At 73.1% G+C, this 20,722-nt stretch carries 19 protein-coding genes; 6 read left to right on the top strand and 13 right to left on the bottom strand.

The window, feature by feature from the left end:
- Nucleotides 1-354: 354 nt before the first annotated feature.
- On the bottom strand, nucleotides 355-951 hold the full coding sequence (locus AC07AL_RS34750) for a choice-of-anchor C family protein (protein WP_363585695.1): 597 nt from the start codon (nucleotides 949-951) through the stop codon (nucleotides 355-357).
- Nucleotides 952-1,447: 496 nt separating this feature from the next.
- On the opposite strand from AC07AL_RS34750, the gene AC07AL_RS34745 reads away from it, so the two are divergent.
- Complete coding sequence (locus AC07AL_RS34745) at nucleotides 1,448-2,401, top strand: aldo/keto reductase (RefSeq protein ID WP_363585694.1); 954 nt, start codon at nucleotides 1,448-1,450, stop codon at nucleotides 2,399-2,401.
- A gap of 100 nt (nucleotides 2,402-2,501) precedes the next feature.
- On the opposite strand, the gene AC07AL_RS34740 is transcribed toward AC07AL_RS34745, so the two are convergent.
- From AC07AL_RS34740 to AC07AL_RS34725, 4 genes are all read right to left on the bottom strand, one after another.
- Nucleotides 2,502-3,122, bottom strand: coding sequence for a GNAT family N-acetyltransferase (locus AC07AL_RS34740; RefSeq protein ID WP_363585693.1), 621 nt, complete (start codon nucleotides 3,120-3,122; stop codon nucleotides 2,502-2,504).
- Nucleotides 3,123-3,262: 140 nt separating this feature from the next.
- Nucleotides 3,263-3,937: a nitroreductase family protein gene (locus AC07AL_RS34735; RefSeq protein ID WP_478319334.1), complete on the bottom strand. Its 675-nt coding sequence runs from the start codon at nucleotides 3,935-3,937 to the stop codon at nucleotides 3,263-3,265.
- A gap of 121 nt (nucleotides 3,938-4,058) precedes the next feature.
- Entirely contained in the window at nucleotides 4,059-5,696 is a 1,638-nt protein-coding gene (locus tag AC07AL_RS34730) for an ABC-F family ATP-binding cassette domain-containing protein (RefSeq protein ID WP_478319333.1), read from the bottom strand.
- A 104-nt stretch (nucleotides 5,697-5,800) separates the two neighbouring features.
- Complete coding sequence (locus AC07AL_RS34725; protein WP_478319332.1) at nucleotides 5,801-6,997, bottom strand: trypsin-like serine peptidase; 1,197 nt, start codon at nucleotides 6,995-6,997, stop codon at nucleotides 5,801-5,803.
- Between the two features lie 528 nt (nucleotides 6,998-7,525).
- Here AC07AL_RS34725 and AC07AL_RS34720 point away from each other — a divergent pair.
- A complete protein-coding gene (locus tag AC07AL_RS34720) occupies nucleotides 7,526-9,133 on the top strand; it encodes an ABC-F family ATP-binding cassette domain-containing protein (RefSeq protein ID WP_363585689.1) in 1,608 nt (535 codons plus the stop codon).
- A gap of 43 nt (nucleotides 9,134-9,176) precedes the next feature.
- Here the strand turns inward: AC07AL_RS34720 and AC07AL_RS34715 are convergent, their stop codons facing one another.
- The gene (locus AC07AL_RS34715) at nucleotides 9,177-10,670 is read right to left on the bottom strand and encodes a S41 family peptidase (protein WP_478319331.1); all 1,494 of its coding nucleotides are present in this window, start codon (nucleotides 10,668-10,670) and stop codon (nucleotides 9,177-9,179) included.
- A 245-nt stretch (nucleotides 10,671-10,915) separates the two neighbouring features.
- On the opposite strand from AC07AL_RS34715, the gene AC07AL_RS34710 reads away from it, so the two are divergent.
- Entirely contained in the window at nucleotides 10,916-11,128 is a 213-nt protein-coding gene (locus tag AC07AL_RS34710; protein WP_063351004.1) for a hypothetical protein, read from the top strand.
- Nucleotides 11,129-11,153: 25 nt separating this feature from the next.
- A complete protein-coding gene (locus tag AC07AL_RS34705; protein ID WP_478319330.1) occupies nucleotides 11,154-11,525 on the top strand; it encodes a toxin Doc in 372 nt (123 codons plus the stop codon).
- An 86-nt stretch (nucleotides 11,526-11,611) separates the two neighbouring features.
- Here AC07AL_RS34705 and AC07AL_RS34700 read toward each other — a convergent pair whose 3' ends face one another.
- The 3 genes from AC07AL_RS34700 to AC07AL_RS34690 all read right to left on the bottom strand — a co-directional run bounded on the left by AC07AL_RS34700 (nucleotide 11,612) and on the right by AC07AL_RS34690 (nucleotide 13,337).
- Complete coding sequence (locus AC07AL_RS34700; RefSeq protein ID WP_363371201.1) at nucleotides 11,612-12,259, bottom strand: Pr6Pr family membrane protein; 648 nt, start codon at nucleotides 12,257-12,259, stop codon at nucleotides 11,612-11,614.
- 179 nt (nucleotides 12,260-12,438) lie between these two features.
- A complete protein-coding gene (locus AC07AL_RS34695; protein WP_363585687.1) occupies nucleotides 12,439-12,567 on the bottom strand; it encodes a hypothetical protein in 129 nt (42 codons plus the stop codon).
- A complete protein-coding gene (locus AC07AL_RS34690) occupies nucleotides 12,564-13,337 on the bottom strand; it encodes a sensor histidine kinase (protein WP_478319329.1) in 774 nt (257 codons plus the stop codon). The genes AC07AL_RS34695 and AC07AL_RS34690 overlap by 4 nt, the downstream gene beginning before the upstream one ends.
- A gap of 579 nt (nucleotides 13,338-13,916) precedes the next feature.
- Here AC07AL_RS34690 and AC07AL_RS34685 point away from each other — a divergent pair.
- Nucleotides 13,917-15,710, top strand: a complete 1,794-nt coding sequence (locus tag AC07AL_RS34685; RefSeq protein WP_478319328.1) for a hypothetical protein — start codon at nucleotides 13,917-13,919, stop codon at nucleotides 15,708-15,710.
- Nucleotides 15,711-15,735: 25 nt separating this feature from the next.
- Nucleotides 15,736-16,119: a DUF5955 family protein gene (locus AC07AL_RS34680; protein WP_400811388.1), complete on the top strand. Its 384-nt coding sequence runs from the start codon at nucleotides 15,736-15,738 to the stop codon at nucleotides 16,117-16,119.
- Between the two features lie 108 nt (nucleotides 16,120-16,227).
- Here AC07AL_RS34680 and AC07AL_RS34675 read toward each other — a convergent pair whose 3' ends face one another.
- The 4 genes from AC07AL_RS34675 to AC07AL_RS34660 form a co-directional block, all read right to left on the bottom strand.
- Nucleotides 16,228-16,797 (bottom strand): GNAT family N-acetyltransferase, encoded by a 570-nt coding sequence (locus AC07AL_RS34675; protein ID WP_478319327.1) that lies wholly within the window; start codon nucleotides 16,795-16,797, stop codon nucleotides 16,228-16,230.
- 91 nt (nucleotides 16,798-16,888) lie between these two features.
- Nucleotides 16,889-17,968, bottom strand: a complete 1,080-nt coding sequence (locus tag AC07AL_RS34670) for a hypothetical protein (RefSeq protein WP_478319326.1) — start codon at nucleotides 17,966-17,968, stop codon at nucleotides 16,889-16,891.
- A gap of 9 nt (nucleotides 17,969-17,977) precedes the next feature.
- Nucleotides 17,978-20,104 (bottom strand): WXG100 family type VII secretion target, encoded by a 2,127-nt coding sequence (locus AC07AL_RS34665; protein ID WP_478319325.1) that lies wholly within the window; start codon nucleotides 20,102-20,104, stop codon nucleotides 17,978-17,980.
- A gap of 68 nt (nucleotides 20,105-20,172) precedes the next feature.
- Entirely contained in the window at nucleotides 20,173-20,523 is a 351-nt protein-coding gene (locus tag AC07AL_RS34660) for a hypothetical protein (RefSeq protein ID WP_478319324.1), read from the bottom strand.
- Between the last annotated feature and the right edge of the window lie 199 nt (nucleotides 20,524-20,722).

The following is a 20,722-nucleotide window of genomic DNA, read 5'->3' as shown; positions in this document are numbered from 1 at the left end:
ACCCCTGTCGACCTCCGGCGCCCTGGCAGGAGGATTTTCGGCTCCCGGCAGGAGGCGGCCGCGAAAGCGACGGCGGTGAAGGCCGGGCCGCGGAGTCGACCCGACGAACTTCGTGCCGCCCACGATTCCGTTGCCGCCGATGGCACTTGCCGTGATGGCGCCCGCGCCGATGGTCCGGGTCAGCGAACCCTGAGCGTCCCATTCGGCTTCGGCGTAGCTCTTCCGGTAACTGACCCTGTCAGGGCTCGCCGTGCGGGGTGAAGCACTTTAAGCGAGGGGGAAACAACGGTCGGCAAGGAGGAGAAGGCCCGCCCGCTGGTCTCGAACCGGCGGGCGGGCGGGCGGTTCAGTGGATCACCCGCAGCACGGCTTGCACTCCTTGACCTGGACGTCGTCCACGACCGGGCCGGCCGAGCCCGCGTTGGTGCTGGCGAAGGTCAGCGTGGTGGAGGCGTTCCGCGCGACGAAGCTGAACTGGCGCCCCACGTAACCCATGTTGGTCGGCGTCTTGCCGGTGATGTCGAAGGAGAAGTCCTGGAAGTCCTGGCCGTCGACGAGCACCCGGCCGGTCTTCACGGTCGGTGCGGCCGACGTGTTGCCGGCCAGCGCGTACGTCACGGAGTAGGTGGCGCCCGGGACGGTGGTGAAGGACTGGGCGACGGCGCCGGTGGTGGCGCCGTTGAGGTCCACCGACTGGTCGCCCTCGGCAGCCTGCCAGAACCCGGCGCCGATCAGGTCGACGCTGCCGGTGGTGACCGTCCACGGGCCGATGGTCTGTCCGGCGCTGAACTCGGCGAAGCTGTTCGCAGGGGCCTTGGGCGACTCGAAGCTGCCGTCGTCGAAGCGGCTGAGGGCGCGGTGGCCGCCGGCGGCCTGCGCCGGGACGGTCACGGCGGTGGCGGCGGCCACGATCACGGCGACGGCGGCGAGGCGGGTGCGCGAGAACGTCATGGGTTCCTCCCCAACGGGATACGACTGGATGAGCCGATGATCGGCTGTGCCCAGAGGGTCCGCCGTCGCCGTGAGCCCTGCCAAGACCGGGCGGATGGCGCCCGGTGGTGCGGAGGTTCCGCCGACGGGCTCCCGCGCGCCGGTTTGACGGGTGATCACCTGGTGTCGGCCGGGCGGCCGGCCTGCGCCCGCCCGGCGGCGGGCCGTGGTGCGAACGCACGGTTCGGATGGTCGTGTCCGCTCGCATGGTGGTGAAGTCCGTCGCACGCGCTCCGCCTGCGCCTCGGGCGCATCGCACCCCCGGGTGAGCCGAGGGCCGCTCATATGATCAACGGCCCCTCTGGCGGTCGGCGGATCGGAAGTGGATCCGAGGCGGATCCGAGGCGCGTCCGGACGGGCTTGACCTTGAGTGCACTCCAAGGTGAAAGCTGGACGCGTTGATCCACCGCAGCACCCCGCGAGCGGCCAAGCACACCACCACGATCGGAGCACCGTCATGCGCAACGCCACGTTCGGTACCAACGGCCCGGAGACCGGCGTCATCGGCCTCGGCTGCATGGGGATGACCTGGGCCTACGACGTGCAGAACCGGGACGACGAGAACTCCGTCCGGGTGATCCGGCAGGCGCTGGACCTCGGTGTCACCCTGATCGACACCGCCGACATGTACGGCCCCTACACCAACGAGGAGGTGGTCGGCGCCGCGCTGGCCGGCCCGTACCGGGAACGCGCCTTCCTCGCCACCAAGGTCGGCATCGTCCCGGGCGGGTCCGGCCAGTCGGCCCGCGACGGCAGCCCCGAGCACGTGCGCCGCTCGATCGACGACAGCCTGCGCCGCCTCGGCACCGACCACGTCGACCTCTACCAGCTGCACCGGGTCGACCCGGCCGTCCCGATCGAGGAGACCTGGGGCGCCCTCGCCGAGACCGTCGCGGCCGGCAAGGCCCGCCGGATCGGGCTCTCCGAGGTGACCGTCGAGGAGATCAAGCGGGCCCAGTCGGTGCACCCGGTGGCGTCCGTGCAGTCCGAGCTCTCGCTCTGGACCCGGGACGTGCTGGCCGAGGTGCTGCCGTACACCGAGGAGCAGGGCATCGCCTTCCTGCCGTTCTCGCCGCTCGGCCGGGGCTTCCTGACCGGCAGCATCGCCTCCTTCGACGAACTGCCCGCCGACGACTTCCGCCGCCGGCTGCCGCGCTTCCAGCAGGACGCGCTGAAGGAGAACCTGGCACTGGTCGGCAGGGTCAAGGAGGTCGCCGAGCGGATCGGCGCGACGCCCGCGCAGGTCGCGCTGGCCTGGGTGCTGGCGCAGGGCCGGTACGTCTTCCCGATCCCGGGTACCAAGACGCCGCGCTACCTGGTGGACAACGCGGGCGCGGCCGAGGTCGTGCTCTCGGCTGCGGACCTGGCCGACCTGGACGCGCTGCCGACTCCGACCGGCGAGCGGTACTGAGCTGAGCGGCGAGCGGTACTGAACGGCGAGCGGTGTTGAGCGGCGAGCGGTACCGAGCGGCATGGGCCGTCCGGGTGGCCGGCCCCGCCTCGGAACGCCGTCAGGCCTCCCGGACCCAGATCAGCTGCCGCCCGGTCTCGGCGGGAGCCCGGACGGCGGCCTCGGCGACCCGGTCGAGCCGGTAGCCGAGCTTGCGCGGGACGGCCGCGCTGGCGCCGTTCGCCTCGTCGCAGTGGATCTCCACCCGCGCGATGCCGGGCAGCGCCAGGGCGGCCTCGGTCAGCGCCCCGGCCGTGGTGGTGGCGATGCCGCGGCCGGCGTGCCGGGCGGCGACCCAGTAGCCGATCTCCAGTGCGCCGGGGCCGATCCGGCCGTGCAGGCCGAGGGCGCCGACCACGCCGCCGGGTTCGGCGTCCAGGCCGACCAGGTACATGAAGTCGGTGCCGGCCTCCCAGGCGAGGGAGCCGGCCCGGGCCAGCTCGGCGGTCTGCGCCCGGGTGGGGGGCTCGGCCGCCCACTCCATCCAGGGCCGCAGGTGGTCCAGGTTGGCGCGGACGGCCTTGTTGAGCGCCACCGCGTGCGTGCTGCGGCGGCGCAGCAGCGAGATCCCGCCGGGCAGCCGCAGTTCCTCGGGAGGCCGCCCGGCGGTGACGGCGGCGGGAGCGGGCACGTGGAGCGGGGCGGGCGGGTACTTGCAGGACCGTGACTGCGGGTGGCTCATGGCCGCGATTATGTCCTTGGCCGGGACCTGTCACCAATGAATTCCAGACGGCCTCCCACCAGGCCTCTCACCGGTCCCCGCCACACCCCGGCGCGCCCGGCCGCACCCCCGGCGCACCGGGGCGCGCACACGCCCGGCGGTCAGAGCCGGATCAGCACCTCGTCCAGCTCCTTGCGCCGCAGATCCGGCACCCGCGCCCCCTCGGCCGGGTAACCGACCGGGATGACGTACGCGGCGCGCTCCTCCAGCGGACGCTCGCAGACCTCGTTGAGGAACTTCATCGGGCTCGGCGTGTGGGTCAGCGTCGCCAGCCCGGCCTGGTGCAGCGAGGCCAGCAGCAGTCCGACCGCGATCCCCACCGACTCCTTGGTGTAGTAAGGCCGCGGCGAATCGGGCCCCTTGTGCACCTCGAACACCACGATCACCGCCGGCGCGTCCTCCAGGAACGGCTTGCGCCAGTCGGTGCCGATCGGCGCCAGCGCGGCCAGCCACTCCTCCGACGCCCGGTGCGCGTAGAACTCGCGCTCCTCGGCCTCGGCGGCCTCGCGCAGCCGCCGCTTGCGCTCCGGGTCGGTGATCACCACGAACCGCCAGGGCTGGATGTGCGCACCGCTGGGCGCGGTGTTGGCGGTCCGGATCGCCCACTCGACGACCCCGTCCGGGATCGGGTGGGTCGCGTAGTCGCGGACGGTCCGGCGCTGCGCCATCACGTCGTGGAAGGACCTGCTGCGGGCCTCGGCCTCGTGGGCCGGCACCGTCATCGGGGTGAGGGGGACGGTCGGATAGGGCGTCCCTGCCACTGCACTGTCAACCATGGCCGACAGCACAGCACATGACGGCCGCGCCGGGAAGAGGTCGAGACCAATCCGCAGATCAGGTCCATCCGGCGGGTCCATCCGGCAGGGCCGCCCGGCGGGGCCGCCCTGCCGGGCGGGACTACAGCTCGTGCACCCGCCCGTCCCGGACCTCGATCCGCCGGTTCACCGTGACGGTGTCCAGCATCCGCCGGTCGTGGGTGACCAGCAGCAGGGTCCCGGTGTACGAGCCGAGCGCCGCCTCCAACTGCTCGATAGCGGGCAGGTCCAGGTGGTTGGTGGGCTCGTCCAGCACCAGCAGGTTGACCCCGCGCGCCTGGAGCAGCGCCAGCGCGGCCCTGGTGCGCTCGCCGGGGGAGAGGGTGCCGGCCGGGCGCTTCACGTGCACCGCCTTGAGGCCGAACTTGGCCAGCAGGGTGCGCACCTCCTCCGGCGTGAACTCCGGGACGGCGGCGGCGAAGGCGTCCGCCAGCGGCTCGCCGCCGAGGAACAGCCCGCGCGCCTGGTCCACCTCGCCGACCACCACGCCGGAGCCCAACGAGGCGCTGCCGCCGTCGAGTTCGAGCCGGCCGAGCAGGGCGGCCAGCAGCGTCGACTTGCCCGCGCCGTTGGCGCCGGTGATGGCGACCCGGTCCGCCCAGTCGATCTGGAGGTCCACCGGGCCGAAGGCGAAGTCGCCGCGGCGGGCGACGGCCGCGCGCAGGGTGGCGACCACCGAGCCGGAGCGCGGCGCGGTGGCGATCTCCATCCGCAGCTCCCACTCCTTGCGCGGCTCCTCGACCACGTCCAGCCGCTCGATCATCCGCTGGGTCTGCCGGGCCTTGGAGGCCTGCTTCTCGGTGGACTCGGCGCGCTGCGCCTTTCCGATCTTGTCGTTGTCGGAGGACTTGCGGCGGGCGTTGCGCACGCCGTGCTCCATCCAGCCGCGCTGCATCCGGGCCCGGGCCTCCAGCCCGGCCTTGGTGTCGGCGTACTCGTCGTACTCCTCGCGGGCGTGCCGGCGGGCCACCGCGCGCTCCTCCAGGTACGCCTCGTAGCCGCCGCCGTACAGGTTGACCTGCTGCTGGTGCAGGTCCAGCTCCAGCACCTTGGTGACGGTGCGGGCCAGGAACTCGCGGTCGTGGCTGATCAGCACGGTGCCCGCGCGCAGGCCCTTGACGAAGGCCTCCAGCCGCTCCAGGCCGTCGAGGTCGAGGTCGTTGGTGGGCTCGTCCAGCAGGAAGACGTCGTAGCGGGAGAGCAGCAGCGAGGCGAGGCCGGCCCGGGCGGCCTGGCCGCCGGACAGCGCCGTCATCGGCAGGTCGAGCGAGACCTTCAGGCCGAGCGAGTCGGCGACCTCCTCGGCGCGCTCCTCCAGGTCGGCGCCGCCCAGCTCCAGCCAGCGGTCCAGGCTCGCCGCGTACGCGTCGTCGGCGCCCGGGCGGCCCTCGACCAGGCCCTCGGTGGCCTCGTCCAGCGCGGTCTGCGCGTCCGCCACGCCGGTGCGACGGGCCAGGAAGTCGCGCACCGACTCGCCCTCGCGCCGCTCCGGCTCCTGTGGCAGGTGGCCGATGTTGGCGGTCGCCGGGCTGAGCCGCAGCGAACCGCCCTCGGGGGTGTCCAGCCCGGCCAGCAGCCGCAGCAGCGTCGACTTGCCGGCGCCGTTCACGCCGACCAGGCCGATCACGTCACCGGGGGCGACGACCAGGTCCAGGCCGGAGAAGAGGGTGCGTTCGCCGTGACCGGCGGCGAGGTCCTTGACTACGAGTGTGGCGCTCATGATGAGCCCGATTGTAGGAGGAGCGGGCCGGGTGGCGGAAAAGCCCGGGGCCGCGGCGCGGCTGCCGCGACCCCGGGGACCGGCCACGCGGGCCGGTCAGGAGGTCACTTGGACTTCTTCGAGAAGTAGTCGAACATCCGGGCCGCCACGTCGTCCAGGTACGGGCCGGCCTCCCAGGTGCTGGCGCCGTTGCCGATCGAGGTGTCGCTGACCAGGGCCGGCTTGCCGTCCTTGGCGGCGACCCAGCCGCCGCCGCTGCTGCCGCCGGTCATGTTGCAGCCGATCATCAGCATCGCCGGGCGGCTCGGGTCGCCGGTCTTCTTCACCGGCTTCCCGCTGTCGCAGTGGTTCAGCTCGACGCCGTCGAACGGCTTGCCGGCCGGGTAGCCGTAGGCGCTGACGCTGCTGAGCTGCTCACGCGGGGCGTTGAACCAGATCGGCACGGAGCCGCCGACGGTCTCCTCCAGCGACTTGCCGTCGCCGCTCGGGTTGGCGACCTTGATGATCCCGAAGTCGTACTGGCTCCACGGGCCGCCGTGCTCCGGGTCGGCCTCGGCCGACCACTGCGGCGAGACCATGCCGGCGGTCGCGCCCCACTCGCCGTACGGCTCGGCGGCGGTCTCGTTGGCCTGCTTGCCGCCGCTCAGCAGGCCGTTGCTGTTGTAGGCCGGGGCGAAGGAGATGTTGGTGTAGTACGTGCCGCCCTTGCCGCCGTTCAGGCAGTGGCTGGCGGTCCAGACCAGGTTGCTCTTGCCGGGGTTGGCCGGGTCGGAGACGACGGTGCCGGAGCACACGTAGTCCTCGTTCCCGTCCTTGAAGAAGAGCTTGCCGTTGACGTGCAGGTTCTTCGCGAACGGGTGCTGGGTCGGCTTGGCCTCGATGACGGTGGGCAGTGCGTCGCCGGTGCTCGGGGGCTGGGCGGTGGTGGGCTGCGCCGGGGCCGCGCCGGTCGGCTGGGCGGGCGGCTGCGTCGGGTCGGGCTGCGGCTGCGGCATCGGCTTGGGCTTGGCGTTCAGGATCCGCTGCAGGGTCCAGTAGCCCTTGACCGCCGGAGTGATCACGTTCTGCTGGGCCCACTTGTCCCAGTCCTCGAACTTCCAGGTCTTCAGCTCTTCGGCGGTCGGCAGCTTGATCGGCGCCGCGCCCGGCTTGCCGGTGGCGCCGGCCGCGACCGTCGGAGCCGTGGTCCGGGCCGTGACCGGGTCGCTGTTGTCCGGGCCGCACGCGGTCGCGGCCAGCACGGTCAGCGCGGCGACGGAGGCGCCCAGGACGGCACGGTTCGGCCGGTACATCGGTGACATGAGTTCAGATCCCCCTGTGAATAACCGCCACGCGACCCCTTCCTCGGGTACGGCTCCGGGGAGCCGCAGGCGTGGCAGGGGAGGAGTCTGCCATGCGGATAAAGGCCCCTTACGCACACCCCCGGACTGGGGCGGGGCCGTCACCGGATCGGCACCGGACCGGCACCCGCCCTCCTCCGGGCGCCCGGAATCCGGTCGGGCGAGCCGCTTCCCGACGCGTGTCCAGGGGTGCTTCCCGGTGCGCCGAAATTCGGTTGCCCGGGTCCGGCGCCGTGCGTAGCGTGGACGGAGTCACCCGCCAGACAAGGAGAAGGCCGTTGCTCTACTGAGGTCCCGAGACACCGCCCCCGCCGCGCAGGCCCTTCGCCGCGCGGTGTGCGAGTGTGCGACCTCAGTCACGGCCCCGTGGCGAGCCCGATCCGGCTGATCCGGATCCGCCCCGCCCTCCCCCGGCCGTACCGGCCCGCACCCGCGGTGTCTCCCCGTGTTGCTCATCGTTCCCTTCGGCAACCACCCGGGAGGCCCTCCATGGCACAACCCACCACCGCCGTCCTCTGCACCGATCTCACCTTCGAGTGGCCCGACGGCAAGCCCGTCCTGGACGGCTTCCACCTCGCCGTCGGCCCCGGCCGCACCGGCCTGATCGGGCTCAACGGCGCCGGCAAGTCCACCCTGCTGCGGCTGATCGCCGGCGAGCTGACCCCGACCGGCGGCACCGTCCGGGTCGACGGCGAACTCGGCTACCTGCCCCAGGGGTTGACGCTGGACACCACCGTGCGGGTGGACGAGGCGCTCGGCATCCGGGCCACCCGTGAGGCCCTGCACGCCATCGAGTCCGGGGACTCCGACCAGCGCCACTTCGACGCCGTCGGCGACGACTGGGACGTCGAGGAGCGCGCCCGCGCCACCCTCGACCGGCTCGGCCTGCACCGCCTCGGCCTCGACCGCACCACCGGGGAGCTCTCCGGCGGCGAGGCCGTCCTGCTGCGCCTCGCCGCCCTGCTGCTGCGCCGCCCCGACGTCCTGCTGCTCGACGAGCCCACCAACAACCTGGACCGGACGGCCCGGGAGCGGCTCTACGAGACGGTCGCAGGCTGGCACGGCGTCATGCTGATCGTCAGCCACGACCGCGAACTGCTCCAGCACGTCGACCAGATCGCCGACCTGCGGGACGGCGCGGTCACCTGGTACGGCGGCAACTTCGCCGAGTACGAGCGCACCCTCGCCGCCCAGCAGGAGACCGCCGAGCGGCTGCTGCGCAACGCCGAGGCCGACGTCGAGCGCCAGAAACGGGACTTGACCGAGGCCCGCACCCGGCTGGACCGCAGCGCCAGCTACGGCAAGAAGCGCTCGGTCACCCGCAACGACCCGCACATCTTCGCGGGCAAGCTCAAACGCCAGGGCCAGGAGACGGCCGGGCGGCTCCAGGGCATGCACACCGAGCGGCTGGAGGAGGCCCGGCAGCGGCTCACCGCCGCCGAGGAGGCGGTGCGCGACGACGCCGAGATCCGGATCGACCTGCCGCGCACGGCCGTCCCGGTCGGGCGCACCGTGCTCACCCTGCAGAAGGTCCGGCTGCCCTACGGCACCACCGCCGACCTCGACCTGCGCGGCCCCGAGCGGATCGCCCTGGTCGGCCGCAACGGCTCCGGCAAGACCACCCTGCTGCGCACCATCGCGGGCGAACTCGCCCCGCTGGAGGGCGAGGTCAGCACGCCGGTGCCGTTGCGCCACCTGCCGCAGCGGCTCGACCTGCTGGACGACAAGCTGACCGTGGCGGAGAACGTCAAGCTGTTCGCCCCCGCCGCCGGGGACAACGCGATCCGTGCCCGGCTGGCCCGCTTCCTGTTCCGCGGCGGCCGGGCCGACCAGCCCGCCGCCACCCTCTCCGGCGGCGAGCGGTTCCGGGCCACCCTGGCCGCGCTGCTGCTGGCCGACCCGCCGCCGCAGCTGCTGCTGCTCGACGAGCCGACCAACAATCTGGACCTCGCCAGCGTCCGCCAGCTCACCCAGGCGCTCGCCGCCTACCAGGGCGCGCTGATCGTGGCCAGCCACGACGTGCCGTTCCTGCGCGGCCTGGGCCTCACCCGGTGGCTGGAGCTGGACGGCGAACTGCGGGGGGTGGATCCGATGTAGGGGGACCGGTGCGGCGCGGGCGGCCCCGCCCGCGACGCGGCCGCTACTGCTCGCCGAGGACGCGGCGGGCCGTGCTCAGGGCGGAGTCCTTGAGCCTGGCCAACTCCTCATCGGTGAACACCGGTGTGCGGACGTCCGGCGGGATGCCGGGGCCGTCGAAGGTGCTGCCGTCGGGCGTGAGGTACTTCTCGTTCGGCAGCACCACCATGAAGTCCGGCGAGAGGGTCTTGATCAGCACGTCGGAGAAGACGCCCTGGGTGTTCTCGCCGATCCGGACGACGTGCGGGGAGCGGCCCATCAGGGTCTGGGTGAAGGTCTCGGCGGCGCTGATCGACAGCGAGGAGGTGAGCAGGGCGACGGGGCCGGTGAAGTGCTCGGTGCGCGCGGGCCGCACCACGACCGGCTGCGGCCGGGTGAACTTCGTGGGGTCGGCCGGGTCGTCGCGGGCCACCTTGCGGTAGGCGACGTACGGGCGGTCGGTGAGCCGGGCGGCGATCTGCTGCCCGAGCGCGTCCGAGCCGCCGCCGTTCAGCCGGACGTCGATCACCAGGCCGTTGAGCCGGTCGGGGTCGGCGAGCAGGGCGTCCAGGGCCCGGTCGAGCTCCTTGGCCTGGGCGGCGAATCCGCCGGTCGCGTAACCGTCGAAGCCGCTCACCCGCAGGTAGCCGACGCCGTCCGGGAGCCGGCCCACGCCCAGCCGACTCACCCCCTGCGCGTTGACGGCGAACTCCTGTTCGGGGCCGGTCAGTTGTGCGTCGACGGCCTTGCGGGCCGCGTCCCGCAGGGCGGGCGTCGACTTCAGCGAGCCGTCGCGCCGGCCGGAGTAGACGCCGGTCGGGCCGGTGCCGGTCACCCGGGCCAGACTGGTGTGCGCGTCCTTGAGCGGGGTCAGCAGGTCGATGAAGATCTGCTGGAGCTGGTCGGTGGTGGTCGCCGGAGTGATCTTCGCGCGCTGCTCGTCGCGGGCCGCGTGCCAGTCGATCCCCTTGGCGGCGAAGAAGGGGTAGTTCTCCTCGAAGGTCTCCCAGAACCGGTCGAAGACCGCGAGCGGGTCGTTGGGGGCGGGCCGGGTGCACAGCGCCGGCAGCGCGTCCAGGCGGCGCAGTGTCTTGGTGCCCGTCCCGCCCTCCTCGACGTCGATCGCCCGGCGCCCGCCCGGCTGCGGGGTGAGGGTGAGGGCGTTGTCGCCCAGGACGTACCGGACGGTGCCGTCCCGGCCGGGGGCGCCGTCCTGCGTCCCGGTGACCCACCCCGGCACGCAGCTGTGCGTCGTCACGTCGTAGGTGGCCAGGCTGCTCCCGGAGACCACGGCTACCAGGCCGTACCCGTCCATCTGCCAGACCCCCTGGAGGGACCCGCCCCGCTTGTCCTGGCCGTCGGCCTGCGTCGCGGCCACCCCCGGCGCCGCCACCGCGACCGTCATCGCGAGCGCCACCGCCGTGGCCGCCACCGCCCTGCCGACCGCCGCCCTGCCCACGGCCGCCCCGCTCGCCGTCGTCCTGCTCGCTGCGGCCCTGCCCACTGCCCTGCGCGTCATCTCCGGCCTCCGTCGAACCGCCCGGCCTCCCCCGCGGAACCGCTCCGCCGCCTTGCCCCCGACGCTACGGCGGCCCCCACCGCCCCGGCGTCATCCCGCGTGCCCGACCCCCGCCCGACTTTGGGGCTACCCGCGGCTCCGCCGAAACCACTCCGTGGGGGTATCGACAGCAAACCCTTTTGACGGTGGGTGAAAATCCTCCGTCGGTGGTCCCAACTCCGGTGCGCTCCAGTACCATCGGCGCCATGCCTGCGCTCAACATCGAGTACACGGAGCACGAGCTCGCCGCGATCCGCGAGGCCGCCGCCGCGGACGGGAAGAGCATCAAGGCGTACATCCACGACCTGAGCGTGCGGGAGCAGCAGCGGCGGGTGTTCGTGGACCACGCGGTGGCGTTCTGGAAGTCGCACCGGGCGGAGTTCGACGCCGCGTTCCCGGAGGACGCGCCGGCGGCGTGAACGGCGCGGCGGGGGTGCGGGGATGATGCCGCTCCACGTCGACCTGCGCTGGCTGCTCGACGTGCAGGAGCTGGCCTCGCCGGAGGACCTCAGCGTGCGGGACTACTCCGCGCTCCAGGCCGCCGTCGCCCGGCACCGGGTGAACACCGCGCAACTCGGCCACGACGCCGACGCCGCCTGGTGCGCGGCCACCCTGATGCACACCATCGTGCTGCTGCGCCCCTTGCCGGTGCGCAACAACCTGTACGCCTGCGTGACGACGGCCGCGTACATGCACGCGGCCAAGGAGGGCATCGACCCGCCGTACGGGGCGCTGGTCGAGCTGGCCCGCGACATCGCGGCGGGCGGGGCGGACGTGTTCGCGGCGGCCGACCGGATCCGCTCCTGGCGGATCTGAGGCCGGCCGCCGCGCGGACGGTCACCCGGGAAGGGAGCCCCCGGGAGAGGGCGACCCCGGGAAGGGCGCCATCTGCGCCCGGGCATTCAGGACTTGGCGGACCTCAGCTTGCCCGCGACCAGCGTTCCCAGCCGGTCCAGGCCGACCACGGCGGCGGCCAGCACCACGAACTCGACCGTCAGCAGGGCTATCTGGCCCCAGACGTAGCCGTAGCCCTTGGTGGTGGGGTCGAAGAAGAAGTAGGGGTAGGGCGTCGGGTAGTCGTCGAACAGCGCGTTCCGGGCGAGCACGATCGCCGCGTAGCCGAGTGGGAAGGCCAGCCAGAGCGGGATGTCCTTCCAGGCCGCCGCGTTGCGCGGCTTCAGCACCAGCCAGTCGGCGATCACCATCACCGGCGTCACGTAGTGCAGGAAGAACGACGACCAGTGCGCGAGCTTGTCCGGCCCGCTGACCAGCCCGGGCAGCGGGTTGGCGCCGTGCTGGAGCAGGACGTGCGAGACCAGCCCGGTGATCAGTATGTACAGGGTGGCGGCGCCGCGCAGCCGGGGCGCGGGCGCGTCCACGGTGTCGCGCTTGAGCATCCAGTACACGGCGCCGATGAAGTAGCCGAGCACGATGACGTTGCTCTGCACGGTGAAGAACACCAGCGGCGCGGTTCCGAGGGTCAGGCCGAGGCCCGCCGAGAGCACGATGCCCATGCGCCACCACAGCGCGGGGCGGGTCCGGACTGTCATGCGGCCACCAGTTCGTTTCAGGCGATACGGGAGGTATCGGACGGCTAAGGGGGAACGCCGCACTCTACTCGCAGGTAGCGGGGGGACGGAAGAAACGGTCCTGCTCGGGACTGGACCCGCCGGACTCCGCAGCCCGGCTGGACTCCAACGGCCCCGTCGGCCTCTGAGGCCCCCTCGGCTCAACCCGGCAGGACGAAGCCCGACTCGTACGCCGCGATCACCACGCGGATCCCGTCGCGGGCCCCGTCGCGGCTTTCGCCGTGCACGCTTTCGCCGTGCGCGCTCCCGCCGTGGTCGTCCTCGTTCATCGTGTCCCTCCCACCGGCAGCCAGACGGCCAGCCGCCACGTCGTCCCGCACTCGCTCGGCCCCGCCGTGCTCCCGCCGCACAGGGCGGTCACGCGCTCCCCGATCCCGCGCAGCCCGCGCCCGCCGCCAGGGCGGCTCGGGCGGGCGGGGCCCAGCGGGTTGGTCAGTTCGATCTCCAACCGGCCCCCGGCCAGGACGACCCGCAGCCCGGCCGGCGCGGGCCCGGCGTGCCGCAGCACGTTGGTCAGGCCCTCCTGCACGATCCGGTACGCCTCCCGGGAGACCCCGGCGGGCAGCCGGGCCAGGCCCGGGGCCAGCTCGGCGTCCACCGTCACACCGGTGCGGGCGAGTTGGCGCAGCAGGTCGTCCAGCCCGCCGAGCGTCGGCCCGGCGGGCCGGTCGGCGTCGGCCTCCTCCTCGCGCAACAGCCCGAGCACGGAGTCCAGTTCGGCGACGGCCGCTCGCGTGGTCCGCTCGATCGCCTGGAGCGCCTCGGCGGCGAAGTCCGGGTCGGTGCGCAGCACCCGGGAGGCCGCCGAGGCCTGGATGCCGACCGCGCTGAGCGCGTGCCCGACCGAGTCGTGCAGTTCGCGGGCCAGCCGGTTGCGCTGGGCGAGCACGGTGGCCCGGCGTTCGGCGGCGGCCAGCCGCTCCTCCGGGGTCGGGCCGAGCAGGGCCGGCGCCCAGCGGGCCAGCAGGGCGCCGCAGCCGGCGCTGGTGGCGACGATCAGCAGCAGGAGGGCGAGGCCCAGCGCCGGGCCGGTGAGCATCCAGCCGGGGAAGCGGCCCTCCCGGTACCTCCAGCGCCCGTACGGTCGGCACCAGCGCGGTGGCGGCGGCCATCGGCAGGGAGGTGAACAGCGCGGTGAGCTGTAGGAGCGTCTGGCGCAGTTGCCCCTGGTCCGGGTTGAGCGCCCCGAGCATCACCACCGAGAGCAGCCAGTACGGCATCAGCAGCGCGCCGCCCAGCACCAGGTGCACCCAGCGCAGCCGGGCCCGCCGCCCCAGCAGCGCCCCCGCCGCCCGCCGCATCCGGCCGCCCGCCCCCGTGTTCACCCGGGTGACCCTGCGTCAGCGGGTGCGCGGCCCGCGGCCGCCCGTCCGGCCGGCGCCACCGCGCCCGCCGACGGGGCCGGCAGTAGCCCGGGCCGGCGCCGCGCGTCCTCCCTGGTCCTCATGCCGTCCACGGTCCCGCCGCCCCCCCCGGGCCGACGCGTCAACCCGGCGAACGGTCCCCCTCCCCCTCCAGGGGGATCTTGCCCTGCGACCCTCCTCCCGGGCCGGGGGAGCGTCGTTGACCCGGACACACGCCTCACGAGACACGCAGGTGGACGGGAGAGGACACCGCCATGGCCGAACCGTCCGTACCGGTACCGCCGCCTCGGTACCCGCACCCGCACCCGCCCCTGCCACCGGTCGCCCCGACGGTGCCCGACCCGCTGCAGCAGCTCATCCAGGCCCAGACCGGCGCGCCGCGCGGCGACGCCACCGCCTACCTGCGGGCGGGGGCGCACCTCGACCCGGCCTTCCGGGACGCGGTGATCGAGGAACTCGCCGAACACCCGTACCGGGTACCGCCGCCGACCCCCGGGGTCGACCTGGCGGCGGTGCTCAAGGAGTGCTACGCGGCCCGGCGGCAGGCGGTGGGGCGGGCGGTGCTGGTCCTGCTGGCCGCGGCCGTGCTGCCCGTGCTCGCGGTGTGCGGCGCCGTCTCCCTCATGGCGTCCGGTCAGGCCGACGTGCCGCACGCGCTCGATGTGCTGCTGCGGTTCTGGCTGCTGCAACTGACCGTCCCCCTGGTGTTCGTGGCGGCCTGGCTGATCCGGTCCGACCGGCCCCGGCGCCGCCGGACCGGCAACTGGCTGGCCGTCGGCTGCCTGCTCGGCGCGGTCGGGGTGCTCGGGTGGCACTGGATCGCCGCCCTGCTGGCCGTCTGGTTCGCGGTGTCCCTGGCCGGTCGGCGGCGGCTCGAACAGACGCTGTACGAGCTCGGCACCGGCCGGGCCGCCGCCCCCGAGGACCCCCTCCGCAAGGACCTGTACCGGCGGCTCGCGCGGCAGCAGGCCGACCCTGACGTCGTCTACAGCGACTACGCGCCCTTCGTCGGCGCCGGGATCGAGATCGACCACTGGTCCTTCGCCGACGACCTGCTGCCCGACGACCCGCTGCCCGAGGCCCAGGCCGAACCGGCGGCCACCGCACAGGCGTTGACCGTCCCGGCCGTCCACGCCCGGCTGCGCACCGAACTCGCCCGCCTCGGCGCCGCCGACACACCCGCCTACCCGGGCGACCGCCTGCACGCGATCGCCGTGCACGACCTCGTGTTCAAGAGCGGCAAGCGCCTCGGCCCCGCCGCCGACTGGTGCGGCCACGGCCCCGGCACCGCGTTCGCCGCCCTCGCCCCGTACGCGGCCCACTGCGCCGCCGCGCTGAACGGGGGCGGGCCGGACCCGGAGCACTGGTGGGTGGAGAGCGTCGACCTCGCCGCCGAGGAACGGCTGCGGCACTACCTGGCGGTGCGGGTCGCGGGCTGGCGCGAGGAGATCGTCGTCACCGTGTTCGTGCGGGCCCAACTCCAGGGCGGGCAGCTGTTCCTGGAGAGCAGGGCCTTCGTGCTGCCGCCGATCGCGCGTGCCTACCACGCGATCGACACCGCGGCCCCGCCCGCCGATCTCGGCGACTGGCTCGGCCTCTGCGCGGCGTCCCTCGCGGCGCTGCCCGCTCTGGTGGCGGGCTCGGTCGGCGTGCTGCGCCGCGCCGCGCGCAGCCGGCGCGCCGTCGGGCGCAACGCGCTCCGCTACGCCCGGATGTGCCGGGAGAACCGGCTGGTCGACCACGGCCCCACGCTGTCCGTCCGGGAGCTGGGAGCGGAGCGCGCGTACCAGCAACTGTTCCAGGAGATGGACGTCCAGCGGTACGTGAAGTGCGTCAGGGCCCGGATCGTGTCGGCCGTCCACGACTGCCTGCGGGACCACGGCTACCGGACGGACGGGGCGGAGCAGTTGCAGCACGTGGTGATCAACAACGGCGTGCAGGTGCACGGCGACGTCCACGGCGTCGTGCAGACCGGGGACGCGGCCAACGCCTCGTACCGGACGCTCACCACCCCGGCGCCGCGCGTCGGCGGCACCCGGCAGGACTGAACGGCACCAGGAACAGGGGAACAGCGTGAACGACGACGGCCACGGGATCAGCATCACCGGGAACGTCACGGGCATCGTGCAGAGCGGCAGCCACGCCCGCGCCGAGTACACCCACCAGCAGACCGCCCCCACCCCGGGCGAGGCACCCGAACTGCGCGCCCTGCTCGCGGCGGCGGACGCGCTGCGCGAGCGGCTGCGGGCGCTCGCCCCGGACGAACTGCCGCCCGCCGCCGCGGAGGTGGCCGGGCAGGCGCTCGACGAGCTGGCGGCTGCCGCCCCTGAGGGCCGGCAGCCGGACGGCGGCCGAGTCAGGCGCGCCGTCTTCACGCTCACCGGCGCCCTCGGGGCCGCGGCGGCCCTCACCGAGGCCCTGCGGGCCCTGACCTCGGCCGCCGCCCCCTGGTTCTGAGGGCCGCCCTCTGGCCTCTCGCTCGCCCGCTCGCCCGCTCGCCCGCTCGCCCGCTCGCCCGCTCGCCCGCTCGCCCGGCCCCCCGGCCTCCCGGCCCGGCCCCTGGGCTCAGGCCGTCCGGTGGATCAGCCGGTCCTCGTCGTCGGTGCGGCCGTCCGGGTCCGGCAGCAGCCCGAGCCGCTCGGCGAGCCGGCGGGACGGCACGTTGTCCGGGTGGATCAGGGCGACCACCGGCACGCCGGGGAAGCGCGGCAGCGCCTCCGCCATCGCCGCCCGGGCCGCCTCGGCGGCGTAGCCCAGGCCCCAGGCGGACGGCCGGAAGCGGTAGTAGAGGTTGAACACCCGCTCGCCGTCCAGCGTGTGCAGGTAGAGCCCGGCGAACCCGATGACCGCCTCCGGCTCCTCCCGGGTGGACACGGTGCAGTACCCCACCCCGTCCCGCGCCCAGTCGGCGACGAAGCCGTCCAGCATCTCCCGGCTCGCCGCCCGGTCGCGGTGGGGTCCGTTGGGGTTGTAGCGGTTGGTCTCCGGATCCCCGTGGATCGCGAACACCGCCTCCACGTCCCCCTCCTGGGGCCGGCCGAGGACCAGCCGCTCGGAGGCGGTGACGATCGTGCGGGTGGCGGGTCCGGTGGCGGGTCCGGTGGCGGGTCCGGTGGCGTGTCCGGTGGTGGTCATGGCGCTTCCCCCGTGTCGTGCGTAATAGGTCCACCGCACCATAGGCCATTACCCCGACAGTCGCCCGACCATTTCCGCCCACCCGCCCCGGCTACAGGATCGGCTCACACCCGATCGCCTTGCCCCCGGCGGTGAGGAACTGGCGCATCAGGTCCATCTGGTCGGGGAACAAGTAGTGCTTGTCGAGGGTGGGTTCGTACCCGCCGTCGACGGAGAAGAAGACGTCCCTGCCGTGGCAGGTGACGACCAGCTCGGCGGGTGTTTCCTTGCCGATCTGATGGGCCCGCCCGAATTCGGACGGACGTGCGCCTTCCTTCTGATCCAGGGCGGTGGTCCGTGGCTCCGTCGTGATCGCGAAGGTCTGCGGCAGAGTGCCCAATGACCGCCTGGTGATCGTGCAGGACCAGATCGGGTCGGACGCGGTGGTCACCTGCTGCTGGTACGGCCATTGGGCCTCGGGGTCCTTCGCGGGCGCGAACCCGGGCAGGCCGCAGAGCTCGGCCCAGTTCGGCGCCGCCTCGGCCCCCTTGGCCGACAGGCTCTTCGGCATCGGCAGCTTCTGGTCCGCGCACCGGTTCGCCTTGGCGGCCCTGTTGGCGAAGGCCACGGCCAGCCGGGCCCTGGTCTCGTCCCGGCCCTCCTCGATGGTCTCCACCTCGGCGCGCAGGCCCTTGTCACACCCCTCGGGAAGCAGGGCCCACGCCTTTTGCGGGGTCACCGAGCCGACCGAGCCGCCGGAGAACAGTCGGGCATCCGGCGCGGCCAGGCCGTGCGGGCCCTTGGTGTCGAGTGCGATGGTGAACCACACGGTCTTCTTGGTCGTCTCGAACAGACCGGAGCTGACCGTGGCGGAGCAGCTGTAGCCGGAGGAGGCCGCCATCGTCGAGTGCTTCTCGCGCTTGTGTTCACTGATCCGCCCGGACCCCAGCACATCGTGCACCTGGCCCGCCGTGGCCGCCCCGTCGCACACGCTGTCCGGCCCGCCGACGTTCGTCAGCCGGTACAGCAGGAACCACGACACCCCCACCACGAAGACGGACAGCACCGCTGCTGCCCGCACTCGCAGCCGCCAGGTGGTGAACCCGCGCGCAGTCAGCGCGGCGTCCAGACGCTTGCCCGCGCCCCGCGTGTGCCCGGGCTCCTCGTCCGCTTGTTGCGTTCCCTGCTTCATATCGCCCTCTCAGCGTCCGCCCAGCGCATTGCGGTAGGTCCCGTTGACCCCGGTGCTGTAACTGCTGGACACCTGGAACAGCAGGTTCTGCATCACGCCGCCGCTGTCGCCGATCTGTTTGTCGGTGAGGCCGGCCAGTTCGGCCCGCTTCCTGATCATGGTGTCGAGTTGGTTCTCACCTGCGGAGAACATCTTCGCCATCTGCTCCTGCGTTGACTTGTCCTCCTCGGCGTTGAGCCCGTTCGCCCATTCCGACGTGCCGACGTCGACGAGCCGCTGGACGTAGTCCCCCACGACCGGGATGGGGGTCAGCGGAGCGCCGATCAGGTGGTAGTTCACCTTCGCCGCCCAGTTGTTCTTGAACACCGCGTCGTCGTGGTGGTGGGTGATGACATCCGACTGGGTGCCGCTGAGGACGCCCAGGACCTGTCCGGCCTCGTGGACGAACCCCTCGATCCTGGGGTTGGGTCGCCCGGCGCTGTCCGGCCTGAACGCATCGGTCGGGAAGGTGTCGAGCCGCCGGGCCAGTTCCTGGCTCTCGGCGTAGTGGATGGTCTGGAACGCCTCCGGGTCCTCGGCCACTCCTCGGATGGCTCGGATCATCTGGTCCCGGTCGATGGCCAGTCCGCTGGTCTCGGAGTGTCCGCCGAGCTTCTTCCCGAGGACCTCGTACGTGTCGGGCGCGTAGTCGGCGATCATGTTGGCGAGCGGACGGCGCATCACGGACGGCAGTTCGGCCGCGTGACCTGCGGTGTCGCCGCCGAACGAGGCGATGGCCTCGGACATGATGCGCGCCATCGCCGCGTCGTGCGGGCGGACCGGAGGCTGGTTGCCATGGGGGTCCCGACCTGTCGTGGCGGCCTCCAGGGCGTCACCGAACGCGGCGCGGGAGGTGTCGCGGGCGAGGCCGCAGTCGAGGTTCTGCTCGGATCCCTGGAACGGCCACTTCCGGTCGTGCAGGAGGTAGTCCAGATTCCTGCTCTTCCCGGGGTCGAAGAAGTCCTTCGACGCCTCGGGGGTGCGGCTCAGAGCCTTCATCAGACCGCCCATGGGGTCGGTCTGGTCGGCCAGGGTCTCCCAGTTGCGGCCCCAGAGGTCCTCGCCCTTGGTCTTGCTGGTGCGCTCGTAGTCGACCAGGTCGTTGCCGACCTTGAGCAGGAACGCCTTGTCGTACGTCCCCTTCGCCCCCATCAGCGCCGTCAGCGCCGGGTAGTTGTCGTTGAACCCCGCCGCAGAGCCTCCCGGGCGGCGGGCGGCGGCCAGCAGGCCGTCCTCCCAGGCCTTGCCCATTCCTCCGTCATGGGTGGCCGTGGCGAGCACCACCGACAGGTTGCCGTAGACGTCCTGGTAGCCCTTGGCGTTGTGGTTGCCGTGGGCGAGGCCGTCGTAGACCTTGCTGTACTCCAGCAGGGCGTCCGGGCCGGTCTTCCCGCCGTAGTCGAGGCCGTTGAGCAGCGTGGTGGAGAAGTCCTTGTTGCCCGCGTTGGCGGCCATGATGTCCTGCAACTGCTTCAGCTGCGGATCGCTGAGGCTGCCGGCCTTGGCCATCAGGTCCTTGGCCCGGTTGGCGTCGGCGACCGGGCCGCCGCCGTAGGGCGTGGGGTTGAAGGCCGTGGTGCTGGTGCCGATGTCGCCCTGGAGTGCGGCGGTGGCCCGCTGGTCGGCGGAGTCGGCCTTCTCGACGGCCTTCGTCAGCCGGGCCGCGATGGCCTCGGCCTTGGCCGCGAGCGTCTGAGCCAGCTTCTCGCCGTCGGGGTCGTTCCGCGTCTCCTTCGGCAGGGTCCAGTTGACCTGGCCGTCCGCGGCGACGGTCATGTTGTCGCTCTGGGCGTCGTGGATCGCCGTGTCGAGGTCGCGGCGGGCGGCGGCGAAGTCCTCGGCGGCGGTCTTCATGATCGCGGCGAGGGCGGTGGCGACGGTCGAGGCCTGCTTGAAGTCGCCGTCGACGGTCTGGAGCACCTTGGTCGCGTCGTCGGCCGCCGCGCCCTTCCAGCCGGCCCGCTGCGCGGTGCTGGTGAGGTCCTTGGCGACCCGGCCGTCCAGGGCGGTGAGGGCTTTGGCGACGCCGGCCCAGGCTTCGGCGGCGTCGGTGATCCCGGAGAAGTCGGCCTCGTGCAGTTCCTTGAAGGACACCATGTGTCCGGGTTCCCCCTTCTGGTCTTCCAACTGCTGTTCTTCTGGGACCAAACAGGGCCAAACAGGGCCTAGCGGCCCGCGCGGAGGTCGGCGGCGGTCGCGGCTTCGTTGGCGCTGTAGGACTGCTCGGTCCTGTCGAGGTTGCCGGCGGCCTTGCCGAGCGTGTTGTGCAGGGCCTTGCACTGCTGCATCCAGCGCTCGGTGCAGCCGGTGAGGGCGCCGCCGAAGGAGAAGCCGCGGATCCTGGTCGCCGCGGTGCTCGCGTACTCGGTGAGGCCGTGTGCGCCGGGCCCGGCCTTGCCGTTCGCGTTGTCGAGGTCGGTGGCGATCTGTCGGGCCATCCCGGCCGAGGCGTTGAGTTCGTGCGGGACGTCCAGCCGGGTGGTCACCAGACCCGGGGCGAGGACGGGCGCGGGCACGTTGCCGCCACCGGACTGGACGGGTGGGGCGTACGGCGCGGTCCTGGCCGAGCCGGGTGCCGGAGCCGAGGCCGGCGAGACCGGCCCGGTGGTGAAGTACGGGCTACTGACATTGGCGCTTCAGGGTGATGGCGGCGGGAGGTCGAGGGAGAGGCCGGTCCCGGCGAGGAATCCGTCGAGGATGTCGGGGCGGTACTGG

Source organism: Kitasatospora sp. NPDC043949 (assembly GCF_056435365.1).
The sequence above is the reverse complement of the archived record's forward strand: the minus strand, read 5'-3'. Positions and strand labels throughout refer to the sequence as shown.

Coding starts and splice junctions, on each gene's coding strand:
- AC07AL_RS34750 (WP_363585695.1), bottom strand. CDS start 951: ATGACGTTCTCGCGCACCCGCCTCGCCGCCGTCGCCGTGATCGTGGCC.
- AC07AL_RS34745 (WP_363585694.1), top strand. CDS start 1,448: ATGCGCAACGCCACGTTCGGTACCAACGGCCCGGAGACCGGCGTCATC.
- AC07AL_RS34740 (WP_363585693.1), bottom strand. CDS start 3,122: ATGAGCCACCCGCAGTCACGGTCCTGCAAGTACCCGCCCGCCCCGCTC.
- AC07AL_RS34735 (WP_478319334.1), bottom strand. CDS start 3,937: ATGGTTGACAGTGCAGTGGCAGGGACGCCCTATCCGACCGTCCCCCTC.
- AC07AL_RS34730 (WP_478319333.1), bottom strand. CDS start 5,696: ATGAGCGCCACACTCGTAGTCAAGGACCTCGCCGCCGGTCACGGCGAA.
- AC07AL_RS34725 (WP_478319332.1), bottom strand. CDS start 6,997: ATGTCACCGATGTACCGGCCGAACCGTGCCGTCCTGGGCGCCTCCGTC.
- AC07AL_RS34720 (WP_363585689.1), top strand. CDS start 7,526: ATGGCACAACCCACCACCGCCGTCCTCTGCACCGATCTCACCTTCGAG.
- AC07AL_RS34715 (WP_478319331.1), bottom strand. CDS start 10,670: ATGACGCGCAGGGCAGTGGGCAGGGCCGCAGCGAGCAGGACGACGGCG.
- AC07AL_RS34710 (WP_063351004.1), top strand. CDS start 10,916: ATGCCTGCGCTCAACATCGAGTACACGGAGCACGAGCTCGCCGCGATC.
- AC07AL_RS34705 (WP_478319330.1), top strand. CDS start 11,154: ATGCCGCTCCACGTCGACCTGCGCTGGCTGCTCGACGTGCAGGAGCTG.
- AC07AL_RS34700 (WP_363371201.1), bottom strand. CDS start 12,259: ATGACAGTCCGGACCCGCCCCGCGCTGTGGTGGCGCATGGGCATCGTG.
- AC07AL_RS34695 (WP_363585687.1), bottom strand. CDS start 12,567: ATGAACGAGGACGACCACGGCGGGAGCGCGCACGGCGAAAGCGTGCAC.
- AC07AL_RS34690 (WP_478319329.1), bottom strand. CDS start 13,337: ATGCTCACCGGCCCGGCGCTGGGCCTCGCCCTCCTGCTGCTGATCGTC.
- AC07AL_RS34685 (WP_478319328.1), top strand. CDS start 13,917: ATGGCCGAACCGTCCGTACCGGTACCGCCGCCTCGGTACCCGCACCCG.
- AC07AL_RS34675 (WP_478319327.1), bottom strand. CDS start 16,797: ATGACCACCACCGGACACGCCACCGGACCCGCCACCGGACCCGCCACC.
- AC07AL_RS34670 (WP_478319326.1), bottom strand. CDS start 17,968: ATGAAGCAGGGAACGCAACAAGCGGACGAGGAGCCCGGGCACACGCGG.
- AC07AL_RS34665 (WP_478319325.1), bottom strand. CDS start 20,104: ATGGTGTCCTTCAAGGAACTGCACGAGGCCGACTTCTCCGGGATCACC.